At 58.5% G+C, this 12,715-nt stretch carries 24 protein-coding genes; all 24 read right to left on the bottom strand.

The genetic code is table 11. From position 1 onward, the window contains the following. Nucleotides 1–110 precede the first annotated feature (110 nt). Nucleotides 111–479 carry a 30S ribosomal protein S13 gene (gene rpsM / locus JNB88_RS04850; RefSeq protein WP_037127234.1) on the bottom strand — a complete coding sequence of 123 codons (369 nt, stop codon included), beginning with the start codon at nt 477–479 and terminating at the stop codon, nt 111–113. Nucleotides 480–700: 221 nt separating this feature from the next. Then, complete coding sequence (locus JNB88_RS04845) at nt 701–1,351, bottom strand: adenylate kinase (RefSeq protein ID WP_037127233.1); 651 nt, start codon at nt 1,349–1,351, stop codon at nt 701–703. Next, nucleotides 1,348–2,688 carry a preprotein translocase subunit SecY gene (gene secY, locus JNB88_RS04840; protein WP_037127231.1) on the bottom strand — a complete coding sequence of 447 codons (1,341 nt, stop codon included), beginning with the start codon at nt 2,686–2,688 and terminating at the stop codon, nt 1,348–1,350. The genes JNB88_RS04845 and secY overlap by 4 nt, the downstream gene beginning before the upstream one ends. 239 nt (nt 2,689–2,927) lie before the next feature. Then, nucleotides 2,928–3,401, bottom strand: a complete 474-nt coding sequence (gene rplO, locus JNB88_RS04835) for a 50S ribosomal protein L15 (RefSeq protein ID WP_007531682.1) — start codon at nt 3,399–3,401, stop codon at nt 2,928–2,930. Between the two features lie 15 nt (nt 3,402–3,416). Further along, the gene (rpmD, locus tag JNB88_RS04830) at nt 3,417–3,626 is read right to left on the bottom strand and encodes a 50S ribosomal protein L30 (RefSeq protein ID WP_016553562.1); all 210 of its coding nucleotides are present in this window, start codon (nt 3,624–3,626) and stop codon (nt 3,417–3,419) included. 14 nt (nt 3,627–3,640) lie between these two features. Next, entirely contained in the window at nt 3,641–4,210 is a 570-nt protein-coding gene (gene rpsE / locus JNB88_RS04825) for a 30S ribosomal protein S5 (protein ID WP_037127228.1), read from the bottom strand. A 132-nt stretch (nt 4,211–4,342) separates the two neighbouring features. Further along, a complete protein-coding gene (gene rplR / locus JNB88_RS04820) occupies nt 4,343–4,705 on the bottom strand; it encodes a 50S ribosomal protein L18 (RefSeq protein WP_037127225.1) in 363 nt (120 codons plus the stop codon). Nucleotides 4,706–4,717: 12 nt separating this feature from the next. Then, nucleotides 4,718–5,251, bottom strand: a complete 534-nt coding sequence (gene rplF / locus JNB88_RS04815; RefSeq protein ID WP_220354482.1) for a 50S ribosomal protein L6 — start codon at nt 5,249–5,251, stop codon at nt 4,718–4,720. A gap of 42 nt (nt 5,252–5,293) precedes the next feature. Beyond that, nucleotides 5,294–5,692, bottom strand: a complete 399-nt coding sequence (gene rpsH, locus JNB88_RS04810; protein WP_004674934.1) for a 30S ribosomal protein S8 — start codon at nt 5,690–5,692, stop codon at nt 5,294–5,296. A gap of 12 nt (nt 5,693–5,704) precedes the next feature. Further along, nucleotides 5,705–6,010: a 30S ribosomal protein S14 gene (gene rpsN / locus JNB88_RS04805; protein WP_003573787.1), complete on the bottom strand. Its 306-nt coding sequence runs from the start codon at nt 6,008–6,010 to the stop codon at nt 5,705–5,707. 32 nt (nt 6,011–6,042) lie between these two features. Then, complete coding sequence (rplE, locus tag JNB88_RS04800; protein WP_037127220.1) at nt 6,043–6,600, bottom strand: 50S ribosomal protein L5; 558 nt, start codon at nt 6,598–6,600, stop codon at nt 6,043–6,045. Next, nucleotides 6,600–6,902: a 50S ribosomal protein L24 gene (rplX, locus tag JNB88_RS04795; RefSeq protein ID WP_037127218.1), complete on the bottom strand. Its 303-nt coding sequence runs from the start codon at nt 6,900–6,902 to the stop codon at nt 6,600–6,602. Before rplX ends, rplE begins: the two co-directional genes overlap by 1 nt. Before the next feature lie 12 nt (nt 6,903–6,914). Beyond that, on the bottom strand, nt 6,915–7,283 hold the full coding sequence (rplN, locus tag JNB88_RS04790) for a 50S ribosomal protein L14 (protein ID WP_007787738.1): 369 nt from the start codon (nt 7,281–7,283) through the stop codon (nt 6,915–6,917). Between the two features lie 261 nt (nt 7,284–7,544). Beyond that, complete coding sequence (gene rpsQ / locus JNB88_RS04785) at nt 7,545–7,784, bottom strand: 30S ribosomal protein S17 (protein ID WP_037127215.1); 240 nt, start codon at nt 7,782–7,784, stop codon at nt 7,545–7,547. An 11-nt stretch (nt 7,785–7,795) separates the two neighbouring features. Next, on the bottom strand, nt 7,796–7,996 hold the full coding sequence (gene rpmC, locus JNB88_RS04780; protein ID WP_007531673.1) for a 50S ribosomal protein L29: 201 nt from the start codon (nt 7,994–7,996) through the stop codon (nt 7,796–7,798). A 12-nt stretch (nt 7,997–8,008) separates the two neighbouring features. Beyond that, entirely contained in the window at nt 8,009–8,422 is a 414-nt protein-coding gene (gene rplP / locus JNB88_RS04775; protein ID WP_003573792.1) for a 50S ribosomal protein L16, read from the bottom strand. A gap of 36 nt (nt 8,423–8,458) precedes the next feature. Continuing rightward, complete coding sequence (gene rpsC, locus JNB88_RS04770; protein ID WP_007531669.1) at nt 8,459–9,178, bottom strand: 30S ribosomal protein S3; 720 nt, start codon at nt 9,176–9,178, stop codon at nt 8,459–8,461. After that, the gene (gene rplV / locus JNB88_RS04765) at nt 9,178–9,567 is read right to left on the bottom strand and encodes a 50S ribosomal protein L22 (protein WP_037127212.1); all 390 of its coding nucleotides are present in this window, start codon (nt 9,565–9,567) and stop codon (nt 9,178–9,180) included. Before rplV ends, rpsC begins: the two co-directional genes overlap by 1 nt. Before the next feature lie 2 nt (nt 9,568–9,569). Then, entirely contained in the window at nt 9,570–9,848 is a 279-nt protein-coding gene (rpsS, locus tag JNB88_RS04760) for a 30S ribosomal protein S19 (protein ID WP_037127209.1), read from the bottom strand. 15 nt (nt 9,849–9,863) lie between these two features. Then, nucleotides 9,864–10,700 carry a 50S ribosomal protein L2 gene (gene rplB, locus JNB88_RS04755; RefSeq protein ID WP_037127206.1) on the bottom strand — a complete coding sequence of 279 codons (837 nt, stop codon included), beginning with the start codon at nt 10,698–10,700 and terminating at the stop codon, nt 9,864–9,866. 11 nt (nt 10,701–10,711) lie between these two features. Beyond that, on the bottom strand, nt 10,712–11,005 hold the full coding sequence (locus JNB88_RS04750; protein WP_016553551.1) for a 50S ribosomal protein L23: 294 nt from the start codon (nt 11,003–11,005) through the stop codon (nt 10,712–10,714). Further along, complete coding sequence (gene rplD / locus JNB88_RS04745; protein ID WP_220354481.1) at nt 11,002–11,622, bottom strand: 50S ribosomal protein L4; 621 nt, start codon at nt 11,620–11,622, stop codon at nt 11,002–11,004. The genes JNB88_RS04750 and rplD overlap by 4 nt, the downstream gene beginning before the upstream one ends. A gap of 13 nt (nt 11,623–11,635) precedes the next feature. Next, complete coding sequence (rplC, locus tag JNB88_RS04740; protein ID WP_220354480.1) at nt 11,636–12,277, bottom strand: 50S ribosomal protein L3; 642 nt, start codon at nt 12,275–12,277, stop codon at nt 11,636–11,638. 34 nt (nt 12,278–12,311) lie between these two features. Beyond that, nucleotides 12,312–12,620, bottom strand: a complete 309-nt coding sequence (gene rpsJ, locus JNB88_RS04735) for a 30S ribosomal protein S10 (RefSeq protein ID WP_003547547.1) — start codon at nt 12,618–12,620, stop codon at nt 12,312–12,314. Nucleotides 12,621–12,715 lie beyond the last annotated feature (95 nt).

Below are 12,715 nucleotides of genomic sequence, written 5' to 3'. Positions count from 1 at the left end.
CACCGCCGTAATGCCAGCGGCTACACCGGAACGAGACCTTGCGGCCCTGCCCCAAACTCAAAAGAGGCCGGCGCAGACCGCCAGCCCCCTCACCTCCGGTTTCCCGGAAATTACTTCTTCTTACCAGCAATAGCCTTTGCCGGACCCTTGCGGGTACGAGCATTGGTGTGCGTGCGCTGACCGCGGACCGGCAGACCACGACGATGGCGCAGGCCGCGGTAGCAGCCGAGGTCCATCAGGCGCTTGATGTTCATCGAGGTTTCGCGACGAAGATCACCTTCGACCTGATAGTCGCGGTCGATGGTTTCGCGGATCTGCAGGACTTCAGCGTCGGTGAGCTGATGAACGCGACGATCAGTCGGAATACCGACCTTCTCGACGATTTCCTGCGCAAATTTCGGACCGATCCCGTGAATGTAGGTCAGCGCGATAACGACGCGCTTCGCAGTCGGGATGTTGACGCCAGCGATACGTGCCACGCCTATTCTCCTTGCGTTCCCGTTGCCATCCGGCAAGAGGCTTTTCGTTATGCAGCCAAACCGGCCGCTCGTTCAGATTTGAGTTCGTACATGTCAAAACGACCGAACCCGGACTTCTTTTGGAAATCCGCGCCGATCGCATCACATGTCGCGAGTTGGCGCGGTGTTTAGCGGAATCAGTGCTGAAAAGCAACCGTTTCCGCCAAGTTTATTTTCAAAGACTAAAGCTTCGAAAGTATCTTATCGATCTCGCCCGTCACGTGATCGATATCCGCCATGCCATCAACCGACTTCAGCTTGCCCTTGGCATAGTAGTAGCCGATCAGTGGCGATGTTTCCTTGTAGTAGGCCTGCAGACGCGTCACCACGGTTTCGCGGTTGTCGTCCGGCCGGCGCTTGAAGTGAGTCGAGCCACAACGGTCGCAAACTCCCTCCACCTTCGGCTTCACGTTCGTGTCGTGATAGCCGGCGCCGCAGTTGGCGCAGGTGTAGCGGCCGGAAACGCGGTCCGCCAGGACCTTGTCGTCAACCTGAATCTCGATAACGGTCGAGAGTTCCAGGCCCTTCCCCTTCAGCATGGCTTCCGTCGCGTCGGCCTGAACCAGCGTGCGCGGATAACCATCGAGAATAAAACCTTTGGCGCAATCCGGAGCGTCTAGACGCTCTGAAACGATAGCATTGACGATCTCATCGGAGACAAGCTTGCCAGCATCCATCACGGCCTTCGCGCGCTTGCCTACCTCCGTGCCCGCCGCGACGGCAGCACGAAGCATGTCACCCGTGGAGAGCTGCGGTATGCCGTGCTTCTCCACGATCCGCTGAGCCTGGGTCCCCTTACCCGCGCCCGGCGGCCCTAACAGTATGAGTCTCATCGCCCCCTCTTTCCTCCACGCAACTTCGATTTCTTGATCAGGCCTTCGTACTGCTGTGCGATCAGATGGCCCTGAATCTGCGCCACCGTATCGAGAGTCACGCTAACCACAATCAACAGCGAAGTTCCACCGAGGGCCAACGGAATCCCCGTTTGCGACACAAGAATTTCGGGCAGAATGCAAACGAAGACCAGGTAGAGCGCACCGATCACGGTAATGCGCGTCAGCACGTAGTCGATGTATTCTGCGGTCCGCTCGCCCGGGCGAATGCCCGGAATGAAGCCGCCGTGCTTCTTCAGATTGTCGGCAGTATCCTTCGGATTGAAAACGATAGCCGTATAGAAGAACGCGAAGAAGGCGATCAACAGCGCGTAGAGCAGCATATACAGCGGCTGGCCGTGTCCAAGCGCGGCAACGATCGACGTCGCCCAGCTGGGCAGGTTCGTCGTATTCGCAAAGCCAGCAATGGTGGCAGGCAGCAGCAACAACGAAGATGCAAAGATAGCCGGTATCACGCCCGAGGTGTTGAGCTTCAGCGGCAGGTGCGACGTGTCGCCCTGGAACATCCGGTTGCCGACCTGGCGCTTCGGATACTGGATCAGAAGACGACGCTGCGCGCGCTCGACGAAAACGATGATCGCAATGACCGCAATCGCAATCACAATGACAGCGAGAATCAGTGTCGTTGACAGCGCGCCTGTACGGCCCAGTTCAAGGGTGCCTGCCAAGGCGCTCGGGAGGCCGGCGGCGATGCCCGCGAAGATGATAAGCGAAATGCCGTTGCCGATACCACGCGAGGTGATCTGCTCGCCAAGCCACATCAGGAACATCGTGCCGCCAAGCAGCGTGATGACAGTCGAGATGCGGAAGAAGATGCCAGGATCAACCACGAGGCCGTTGCCGCTCTCGAGACCGACCGAAATGCCATAGGCCTGCAGAGCGCCAAGGAGAACCGTTGCGTATCGGGTATACTGGTTGATGATCTTGCGGCCCTGCTCGCCTTCCTTCTTCAGGTTTTCGAGAGCAGGAACAACCGAGGTCATCAGCTGAACGATGATCGACGCGGAGATGTAGGGCATGATCCCGAGAGCGAAGATCGCCATACGCTCGACGGCGCCGCCGGAGAACATGTTGAAGAGGCCGAGAATGCCACCTGCCTGGCCGCGGAAAGCCTGTGCATAAGCTTCTGGATTAAGTCCCGGCAGCGGAATGTGGGTACCCAGCCGGTAAACGAGGAGAGCTGCCAGTGTGAACCACAGGCGCTTCTTGAGATCCTCAGCTTTGGCGAAGGTCGAAAAATTGAGGTTGGAAGCCAACTGTTCCGCTGCAGACGCCATGCGATTCTCCGCGCTACCAATTTCGGGTTCAAGCCAAGCGAGGTGCCGGACCCGGAATCAGCATTCTGAATTATTCAAAAGCGGGCTTCGGACGGATTGCGGACGCAACCTATGCCTCACCCTTGTGTTTAGTCCTACCGTCCCTGACGCACGTGCGTCCAGCCGGTTTTTGTGAGGCTCACATATGGGAGCAAAATCGCCCGGTGTGAAGCACCCCGGGCGACTTATCATAAGATTAATTACTCTGCAGCTGCGGCAGAAAGAAGCGTGACGGAACCGCCAGCCTTTTCGATCTTTTCGATCGCCGGCTTGGAAGCGCCAGCAACTTCGAACTTGACCTTTGCCTTCAGCTCGCCGTCGGCGAGAACACGAACACCGTCCTTGACGCGACGGATAACGCCGGCAGCCTTGAGAGCCGCTGCATCAACCGTGGACTTGGCGTCGAGCTTGCCAGCGTCGATCGCAGCCTGAACACGCTCCAGCGACACGACAACGAAGTCGGCCTTGAAGATGTTGTTGAAGCCGCGCTTCGGCAGGCGACGGTAGATTGGCATCTGACCGCCTTCGAAACCGTTGATCGCGACGCCAGAACGGGACTTCTGACCCTTCACACCGCGACCACCGGTCTTACCCGAGCCCGAACCAATACCGCGGCCGAGGCGCTTGCGGCTGTGGGTCGAACCTTCGTTGTCTTTAATTTCATTGAGTTTCATAGCGAATCTCCCGGCTTACTTCTCGTCGACGATGCGAACGAGATGCTGGACAGCACGGATCATGCCACGAACGGAAGGGGTATCTTCCAGCGTGCGGCGACGGTGCATCTTGTTAAGTCCGAGGCCGATCAGCGTGCGCTGCTGGACATCAGGACGGCGAATCGGGCTGCCGATCTGTTCGACAGTAACCGTCTTCGCTTCAGTCTTCTTGGTAGCCTTAGCCATCTGTCAGACTCCTCTTATTCTTCAGAGGCGTTGCCGGAAGCGGCACGGCGAGCCTGAAGCGTTGCATACTTGATGCCGCGCTGTGCTGCGATGTCCTTCGGGTGAACCTGGTGCTTGAGAGCGTCGAAAGTAGCGCGAACCATGTTGTAGGGGTTCGAGGAACCGGTCGACTTGGCGACAACGTCGTGAACGCCGAGCGTTTCGAAAACGGCGCGCATCGGACCACCGGCGATGATACCGGTACCGACCTTGGCCGAACGAAGCAGAACCTTGCCGGCGCCATGGCGGCCATGGACGTCGTGATGCAGCGTACGGCCGTCACGCAGCGGTACGAAGATCAGATCGCGCTTGGCAGCTTCAGTCGCCTTGCGGATTGCTTCCGGCACTTCGCGTGCCTTGCCGTGACCAAAGCCAACGCGGCCCTTCTGGTCGCCGACGACGACGAGAGCGGCGAAGCCGAAACGGCGGCCACCCTTAACAACCTTAGCAACGCGGTTAATCGCGACCAGCTTGTCGACGAATTCGCTATCGCGCTCTTCACGGGCCTGGCGGTCTTCCCGCTGCGGCCTTCTTTCCTGTGCCATTGTCCTCTTCCTTTTTCTTTTCCGGGTGCAATCGGCAAACAAAATGAGGACCGCGTCGGCCTCCCCTTTTTGGGACGCCTGCGGTCCGGTGATATCCGGCCGGCGCCTCAAGGCATCCGGCCGGAAACTTTATTAGAAGGACAGACCGCCTTCGCGGGCTGCGTCTGCCAGGGCCTTGATGCGGCCGTGGTAGATGAAGGCGCCGCGGTCGAATACGACCTCGTTGACGCCTGCCTTCTTTGCGCGCTCTGCAACGAGCTTGCCGACGAGGGCAGCTGCTGCGGTGTCAGCACCGGTCTTCAGAGAACCGCGCAGATCCTTGTCGAGAGTCGAGGCGGACGCGAGCGTCTTGCCGGCAACATCGTCAATGACCTGAACATAGATGTTCTTCGAGGAGCGATGAACCGACAGGCGCGGACGGCCATTGGCCACCGACTTGAGATGACGGCGCACGCGGTTGGCACGACGTGCAAGTGCTTCTTTCCTGCTAGCCATTTCGCGTGATCCTTACTTCTTCTTGCCTTCTTTGCGGACAATCCGCTCTTCGGCATACTTGACGCCCTTGCCCTTGTAAGGCTCAGGACCGCGGTATTCGCGGATTTCAGCGGCAACCTGGCCGACCTGCTGCTTGTTGATGCCGGAAATGACGATTTCCGTCGGCTTCGGCACAGCAATCGTGATGCCCTGCGGCGGCTCATAAACAACGTCATGGCTGAAGCCGAGTGCCAGCTGCAGGTTCTTGCCCTGAAGCGACGCGCGGTAACCAACGCCGTTGATTTCGAGCTTGCGCTCAAAGCCGTCCTTAACACCCTTGAAGATGTTCTCGATCATCGTGCGGGACATGCCCCACTTGGATCGAGCGCCCTTCGAGTTGCCGAGCGGCGTTACGACAACCGCATTGTTTTCGAGCTTAACGCCGATTTCGTCGTTTGCGACGAAGAACAGCTCACCCTTTGGGCCCTTTGCGGACACCTTCTGGCCATCGACCGTAGCCGTGATCCCAGCAGGCACCTGAACGGGCTTTTTACCGATACGAGACATTTTTCAATCCTGTCTGTTCGCTATGGAGATCGATGCTCAGTCTTAGAAGACCGAGCAAAGAACCTCGCCACCAACGTTCTGTTCGCGAGCCTGGTGATCGGCCATCACGCCCTTCGGTGTCGAAAGGATGGTGATGCCGAGGCCGTTCGCGACCTGCGGAATGGACTTGACCGAGACATAAACCCGGCGGCCCGGCTTAGACACACGGCCGATCTCACGGATCACCGATGCGCCTTCATAGTACTTGAGTTCGATGTTGAGCTCAGACTTGCCATTGCCGAAATCGACAACGGAGTAGCCACGGATGTAGCCTTCAGACTGCAGAACATCGAGAACACGTGCACGGAGCTTCGAAGCAGGCGTCGAAACCGACGACTTGCGGCGAGAAGCGCCGTTACGGATGCGAGTGAGCATATCGCCCAACGGATCAGTCATTGTCATCTAACCTGCTCCTTACCAGCTCGACTTGACGATACCCGGCACCTTGCCGAGATTGCCGAGTTCACGCAGCGCGATACGCGACATGCGCAGTTTGCGGTAGTACGCGCGCGGACGGCCCGATACTTCGCAACGGTTGCGAATGCGGGTCTTGGATCCATCGCGCGGCAGGGATGCCAGCTTGATCGAGGCCTTGAACCGCTCTTCGATCGGAAGAGCCTGGTTCATGATGATCGCCTTCAGAGCTGCGCGCTTGGCAGCCTGGTTAGCGACCGTAGTACGGCGGCGCTTGTTCTTTTCAACTGCGCTTGTCTTCGCCATGTGCGGTTCCTTTTCTACGCTCGTCGTTACGGTTACTGACGGAACGGGAAGTTGAACTCTGTCAGGAGAGCCCGTGCTTCGTCGTCCTTCGTTGCCGTCGTGCAAACGATGATGTCCATGCCCCACATCTGATCAACCTTGTCGTAGTTGATCTCAGGGAACACAATGTGCTCCTTGATGCCCATGGCGAAGTTGCCACGGCCGTCAAAGCTTTTCGGGTTCAGGCCGCGGAAGTCGCGAACGCGCGGAAGCGCGATGTTCACGAGGCGGTCCAGGAACTCGTACATGCGAGCGCCGCGCAGGGTGACCTTTGCGCCGATCGGCATCTGCTCGCGGACCTTGAAGCCAGCGATGGAGTTGCGTGCACGGGTGATGACCGGCTTCTGGCCAGCAATGGCGGCCAGGTCGGCAGCAGCAACAGTCGGCTTCTTCGAATCAGCCGTTGCTTCACCAACACCCATGTTGATTACGATCTTGTCGAGCTTCGGGATCATCATCTCGTTGGCGTAGGAGAACTTCTCCTGCATAGCCTTACGGATGCGCTCGACGTATTCCTTCTTGAGCCGCGGCTCGTACTTTGCCTCAGCCATCAGATCACCTCACCGGAACGCTTAGCTACACGGACCTTCTTGCCGTCAACAACCTTGAAACCGACGCGGGTCGGCTTGCCGTCTTTGTCGACGATTGCAACGTTAGAGAGGTGAACCGCGGCTTCCTTGCTGATGATGCCGGCTTCCTGGCTCTGCGTCTGGCGCTGGTGGCGCTTTACGACGTTGATGCCACGAACAACGGCACGATCTTCCTTAGGCAGAACCTGGAGGACTTCGCCGGTACGGCCCTTGTCCTTGCCTGCGAGCATGACGACCTTGTCGCCCTTACGAATCTTTTGCATCGTTCGCGCTCCTTACAGTACTTCGGGAGCCAGCGAGATGATCTTCATGTGGTTCTTGGCGCGAAGTTCGCGCGGAACCGGTCCGAAGATACGGGTGCCGATCGGCTCTTTCTTGTTGTCGATGAGGACTGCTGCATTCGTGTCGAAGCGGATGATGGAACCATCAACGCGACGGATTTCCTTGGCGGTACGAACAACCACCGCCTTCATCACGTCACCCTTCTTCACGCGGCCGCGCGGGATCGCTTCCTTGATCGAAACGACGATAACGTCGCCGATCCCGGCATACTTGCGCTTCGAGCCGCCCAGCACCTTGATGCACATGACACGACGTGCGCCGGAATTATCCGCCACGTCGAGGTTTGTTTGCATCTGAATCATATCAGGTCGCCTTTTTGGTTTACCGGAATGGTTGGGCTCAGCGCCCCCTTCCCCGGCTTATGAAAATTGTCAGCCGGCCGCTTGCCACGAGAGCAGGCGAAAACACGGCATAGCTTGAATAGCGCGGGATCGATCGTGCCAGGGTGGTTTCCCCAAGGGGACCTTCCGTGCGCTCAAAGCAAAAGAACGCCCGACGAACGAGCGTTCTGACGCTGCTTCATACAGAAATTTTCGCGAGACGCAAGGCCTCGCGAGAAATTCTTACTTTGCCTGGGCGGCAACGACCGTCCAGCGCTTGTCCTTCGAGATCGGCGCGCATTCCTCGATGGATACGGTATCGCCGATCTTGTACTGATTGTTTTCGTCGTGGGCCTTGTACTTCTTGGAACGACGAACGGTCTTCTGGAGCAGCGGGTGAGCGAAACGACGCTCAACGCGAACTACGACAGTCTTCTCGTTCTTGTCGCCAACGACAACGCCCTGCAGAATGCGCTTCGGCATGATGTTTTCCTTTACGCCTTTGCTTCTGCCGCCTTCTGGCGGGCAATGGTTTTCACGCGGGCGATGTCCTTGCGGACTTCGTTGATGCGCGAGGACTTTTCCAGCTGACCGGTTGCCTTCTGGAAGCGCAGGTTGAACTGCTCCTTCTTCAGGTCGGCGAGCTTGTCCTTGAGCTGATCGGCCGTGAGGCCGCGTACTTCTTCGGCTTTCATCTGCCTTGCTCCTTACTCTGCAATGCGCTGAACGAAGCGCGTCTTGACCGAGAGCTTGGCAGAGCCGAGGCGAAGCGCTTCGCGAGCGATTTCTTCGCTGACGCCGTCGATTTCGAACATCATACGGCCTGGCTTGACCTTGCATGCCCAGTATTCGACAGAGCCCTTGCCCTTACCCATACGGACTTCGGTCGGCTTTGCGGTCACCGGAACATCCGGGAACACGCGGATCCACACACGGCCGGCGCGCTTCATGTAACGCGTGATCGCGCGGCGTGCCGCTTCGATCTCGCGTGCATTCACGCGGTTCGGCTCCTGAGCCTTAAGGCCGAATTCGCCGAAGGCCAGGTCAGAACCACCCTTGGCGACGCCCTTGATGCGGCCCTTAAATTGCTTGCGGTACTTGGTACGCTTTGGCTGCAACATTTTCTTATTCTCCGAACTTATCTGCCACCAACGCTATTAAGCGTTGTCGCGGCGACGATCGCGATCACGGCTTGCCGGACCCTGAGCGTCACCCTCGAGTGCGCGGCGCTCGGAGGCCATCGGATCGTGCTCAAGGATTTCGCCCTTGAAGATCCAAACCTTGATGCCGCAGATGCCGAAAGCGGTTTCCGCTTCAGCCGTGCCGTAGTCGATGTCAGCGCGCAGCGTGTGCAGCGGAACGCGACCTTCGCGGTACCATTCCGTACGAGCGATTTCAGCACCGCCGAGACGGCCTGCGCAGGTGATCTTGATGCCTTCCGCGCCAAGACGCATTGCAGACTGAACGGCACGCTTCATGGCGCGACGGAAAGCAACACGACGCTCGAGCTGCTGAGCAATCGACTGTGCGACGAGCGTAGCGTCGACTTCCGGCTTGCGAACTTCAACGATGTTGAGGTGCGTTTCGGAATTCGTCATCTCCGACAGCTTCTTGCGGAGCTTGTCGATGTCTGCGCCCTTCTTGCCGATGATCAGGCCCGGACGAGCCGAGTGGATCGTAACGCGGCACTTCTTGTGCGGACGCTCGATAACCACCTTGGCGATACCGGCCTGCTTCAGTTCGCTCATGACGAACTTGCGCATCTTCAGGTCTTCGTGCAGCAGCTGGCCGTACTCGGCATTGTCCGCGAACCAGCGGCTATCCCAGGTACGGTTGATGCCAAGACGGAAACCGATTGGATTAATTTTCTGACCCATTATGCGGCCTCCTCTTGTGCCTGCACTTCGCGGACAACGATCGTGAGGTGCGCGAACGGCTTCTCGATGCGAGATGCACGGCCACGGCCACGAGCGTGGAAACGCTTCATGACGATCGACTTGCCAACATAGGCTTCTGCCACGACGAGCGAGTCTACGTCGAGATCGTGGTTGTTCTCGGCGTTTGCGATCGCAGACTCGAGCGTCTTCTTGACGGCGCCTGCGATACGCTTGCGGGAGAATTCCAGCTCAGCGAGTGCACGATCAACCTTCTTGCCGCGGATAACCGCAGCAACCAGGTTGAGCTTCTGTGGGCTGACGCGGAGCGTACGGGCGACTGCTTGTGCCTCGTTGTCCTTCAGCCGGCGTTCGGCTTTTGCCTTGCCCATTGTTACTTCCTCTTTGCCTTCTTGTCCGCGCCGTGACCGTAGTAGGTCCGGGTCGGAGAGAATTCACCGAACTTGTGACCGACCATGTCTTCATTGACGCTGACCGGAACATGCTTGCTGCCGTTGTAGACGCCGAACGTCAGTCCGACAAACTGCGGCAGGATCGTGGAGCGACGGCTCCACGTCTTGATTACTTCTGCACGTCCGCCTTCGCGTACCTTCTCAGCCTTCGTGAGAAGATAGCCGTCAACGAACGGACCTTTCCAAACTGAACGAGCCATTGGAGACTTCCTCTCTTACTTCTTACGCTGATGACGCGAGCGCATGATCATCTTGTCGGTCGACTTGTTCGACCGCGTGCGCTTGCCCTTGGTCGGCTTGCCCCACGGAGTAACCGGGTGACGACCACCAGAGGTACGGCCTTCACCACCGCCGTGCGGATGGTCAACAGGGTTCATGACAACACCGCGGTTATGCGGACGCTTGCCGCGCCAAACCGTACGACCGGCCTTGCCGTCGTTGATGTTGGCGTGATCCGGGTTCGAAACCGCACCGATCGAAGCAAGGCAGGTGCCGTGCACGAGGCGCTGTTCGCCAGAGTTCAGGCGAAGGATCGCCATACCCTGGTCGCGACCGACGAGCTGTGCGTAACCGCCAGCCGAACGTGCGATCTGACCACCCTTGCCCGGCTTCATTTCCACGTTGTGGATGATGGAGCCGACCGGGATGTATTGCAGCGGCATGGTGTTGCCGGGCTTCACGTCGACAGCCTTCTCCGAGGAGATGACCTTGTCGCCGGCAGCAAGGCGCTGCGGAGCGAGGATGTAGGCCTGTTCGCCGTCGGCGTAGGATACGAGCGCGATGAACGCGGTGCGGTTCGGATCGTATTCGATACGCTCGACCGTGCCTTCAACGTCGAACTTGCGACGCTTGAAGTCGACCAGACGATAGGTACGCTTGTGACCGCCGCCGATGAAGCGGGCAGTGATACGGCCGAGGTTGTTACGACCGCCGCTCTTGGTCAGACCTTCCGTCAGCGCCTTGACCGGCTTGCCCTTGTAGAGGCCAGAACGGTCGACGATGACCAGCTGACGCTGGCTCGGGGTCGTAGGATTGAATGTTTTCAATGCCATTGTTTTATTCCTCAGAGACCGGTGGAGACGTCGATCGTCTGGCCTTCAGCCAGCGTTACGACAGCCTTCTTCACGTCCTGCTGCTTGCCGACAAAACCCTTAAAACGCTTGGTCTTGCCCTTGCGGAGCAGCGTGTTGACGGCCGTGACCTTGACGCCGAACAGCGCCTCGACTGCAGCCTTGATTTCCGGCTTCGACGCCTTCTTGGCGACGTTGAAAACAACCTGGTTGTTTTCCGATACCAGCGTGGACTTTTCGGTGATCGCCGGCGAGACGATCACATCATAGTGGCGAAGGTCGGTCACTTGAAACGCTCCTCTAGAGCTTCGACGGCAGCCTTGGAAAGCACGAGCTTGCCGCGGCGCACGATGTCGTAAACGTTGATGCCCTGGATCGGCAGAACATCGATGTTCGGGATGTTCTGAGCTGCGAGCTTGAAGTTGCCATCAAGTTCAGCGCCACCGATGAAGAGCGCATTGGTCAGGCCGAGCGTCTCGAAAACCGATGCCAGTGCCTTGGTCTTTGCTTCTGCAGCGACCAGGCTGTCGATGATGATGACATCGTCGGACTTCAGCTTGGCCGAGAGGGCGTGACGCAGGCCGAGAGCGCGAACCTTCTTGGGAAGGTCGTGTTCATGGCTGCGAGCAACCGGGCCGTGAGCCTTACCACCGCCGCGGAACTGCGGAGCACGAGCCGAATGGTGACGAGCGCGGCCCGTACCCTTCTGCTTGTACATCTTGGCACCGGTGCGCGAAACGTCCGCGCGGCCCTTTGCCTGGTGCGTGCCCTGCTGCTTCTTGGCAAGCTGCCAGCGGATGACGCGGGCAAGAATGTCTTCGCGGGGCTCGAGGCCGAAAATCGCGTCAGAAAGAGAAACCTTCCCTGCGTCTTTTCCCTCGAGGGTCTTGACGTTGAATTCCATTGGTCCGGCTCCCTTACTTCGCTGCCGACTTGACGGCATCGCGCACGATGATCCAGGCACCCTTGGAACCGGGTACTGCACCCTTGATCAGGATCAGACCGCGATCTTCGTCGGTCGAAACCACTTCAAGGTTCTGAGTCGTTACGCGCGTCTGGCCCATGTGACCAGCCATCTTCTTGTTCTTGAAAACCCTGCCCGGGTCCTGGCGCTGACCGGTCGAACCGTGCGAGCGGTGCGAAACCGAGTTACCGTGAGTGGCACGACCGCCGCTGAAGTTGTGACGCTTCATGACACCGGCAAAGCCCTTACCGATCGTCGTACCCGTCACATCGACGAGCTGACCAGCAGCGAAGTGACCTGCCTTGAGCTCAGTACCAACGTCGAGGAGGTTGTCTTCCGTGACGCGGAATTCTTGGAGCTTGGCCTTCGGCTCAACGTTTGCAACAGCAAAGCTGCCGCGCAACGCCTTCGAAGTATTCTTGACCTTCGCCGTGCCAGCACCGAGCTGGACCGCGACATAGCCGTTCTTTTCAACGGTGCGCTGGGCTACAACCTGGCAGCCATCCAAACGCAATACCGTTACCGGGACATGCTCGCCAGCGTCGTTGTAGACGCGGGTCATGCCCACCTTCTGTGCAATCACACCTGAACGCATCGGTTCAATCCTTCCAAATCCGCTCGAGCAGGGCTCAGAGCTTGATCTCAACATCGACACCGGCGGCGAGATCGAGCTTCATCAGCGCGTCTACCGTCTGCGGGGTCGGGTCTACGATGTCGAGGAGGCGCTTATGCGTGCGCATCTCGAACTGCTCGCGGCTCTTTTTGTCGATGTGTGGGGACCGGTTGACCGTAAACTTCTCGATGCGAGTCGGAAGCGGAACGGGGCCCCGGACGCTAGCACCGGTGCGCTTCGCCGTCGACACGATCTCGCGCGTAGAAGCATCGAGAATCCGGTGATCGAACGCCTTCAGGCGAATGCGGATATTTTGGCCGTTCATTCGACGTTATCCTTGTGTTTGTTATCCCGCGCGCCTTTGGGGCAGGCACGGGTTGTTCTTATTCCTAAGGCGGACCACCGGTTTCAAAGATCGAT

It is taken from the genome of Rhizobium cauense (assembly GCF_019511525.1).
Taxonomy (GTDB): Bacteria; Pseudomonadota; Alphaproteobacteria; order Rhizobiales; family Rhizobiaceae; genus Rhizobium; species Rhizobium cauense.
The sequence above is the reverse complement of the archived record's forward strand: the minus strand, read 5'-3'. Positions and strand labels throughout refer to the sequence as shown.

Coding starts and splice junctions, on each gene's coding strand:
- rplF (WP_220354482.1), bottom strand. CDS start 5,251: ATGTCTCGTATCGGTAAAAAGCCCGTTCAGGTGCCTGCTGGGATCACG.
- rplB (WP_037127206.1), bottom strand. CDS start 10,700: ATGGCATTGAAAACATTCAATCCTACGACCCCGAGCCAGCGTCAGCTG.
- rplV (WP_037127212.1), bottom strand. CDS start 9,567: ATGGGCAAGGCAAAAGCCGAACGCCGGCTGAAGGACAACGAGGCACAA.
- rpmC (WP_007531673.1), bottom strand. CDS start 7,996: ATGAAAGCCGAAGAAGTACGCGGCCTCACGGCCGATCAGCTCAAGGAC.
- JNB88_RS04845 (WP_037127233.1), bottom strand. CDS start 1,351: ATGAGACTCATACTGTTAGGGCCGCCGGGCGCGGGTAAGGGGACCCAG.
- rpsJ (WP_003547547.1), bottom strand. CDS start 12,620: ATGAACGGCCAAAATATCCGCATTCGCCTGAAGGCGTTCGATCACCGG.
- rplX (WP_037127218.1), bottom strand. CDS start 6,902: ATGCAAAAGATTCGTAAGGGCGACAAGGTCGTCATGCTCGCAGGCAAG.
- rpsC (WP_007531669.1), bottom strand. CDS start 9,178: ATGGGTCAGAAAATTAATCCAATCGGTTTCCGTCTTGGCATCAACCGT.
- rpsN (WP_003573787.1), bottom strand. CDS start 6,010: ATGGCGAAGACAAGCGCAGTTGAAAAGAACAAGCGCCGCCGTACTACG.
- rplN (WP_007787738.1), bottom strand. CDS start 7,283: ATGATTCAGATGCAAACAAACCTCGACGTGGCGGATAATTCCGGCGCA.
- rpsQ (WP_037127215.1), bottom strand. CDS start 7,784: ATGCCGAAGCGCATTCTGCAGGGCGTTGTCGTTGGCGACAAGAACGAG.
- rplE (WP_037127220.1), bottom strand. CDS start 6,600: ATGGCTGAGGCAAAGTACGAGCCGCGGCTCAAGAAGGAATACGTCGAG.
- rplP (WP_003573792.1), bottom strand. CDS start 8,422: ATGTTGCAGCCAAAGCGTACCAAGTACCGCAAGCAATTTAAGGGCCGC.
- rpsH (WP_004674934.1), bottom strand. CDS start 5,692: ATGACAATGACTGATCCGTTGGGCGATATGCTCACTCGCATCCGTAAC.
- rpsS (WP_037127209.1), bottom strand. CDS start 9,848: ATGGCTCGTTCAGTTTGGAAAGGTCCGTTCGTTGACGGCTATCTTCTC.
- rplD (WP_220354481.1), bottom strand. CDS start 11,622: ATGGAATTCAACGTCAAGACCCTCGAGGGAAAAGACGCAGGGAAGGTT.
- rplR (WP_037127225.1), bottom strand. CDS start 4,705: ATGGCTAGCAGGAAAGAAGCACTTGCACGTCGTGCCAACCGCGTGCGC.
- rplC (WP_220354480.1), bottom strand. CDS start 12,277: ATGCGTTCAGGTGTGATTGCACAGAAGGTGGGCATGACCCGCGTCTAC.
- rplO (WP_007531682.1), bottom strand. CDS start 3,401: ATGAAACTCAATGAAATTAAAGACAACGAAGGTTCGACCCACAGCCGC.
- rpsE (WP_037127228.1), bottom strand. CDS start 4,210: ATGGCACAGGAAAGAAGGCCGCAGCGGGAAGACCGCCAGGCCCGTGAA.
- secY (WP_037127231.1), bottom strand. CDS start 2,688: ATGGCGTCTGCAGCGGAACAGTTGGCTTCCAACCTCAATTTTTCGACC.
- rpmD (WP_016553562.1), bottom strand. CDS start 3,626: ATGGCTAAGGCTACCAAGAAGACTGAAGCGAAGACGGTTACTGTCGAA.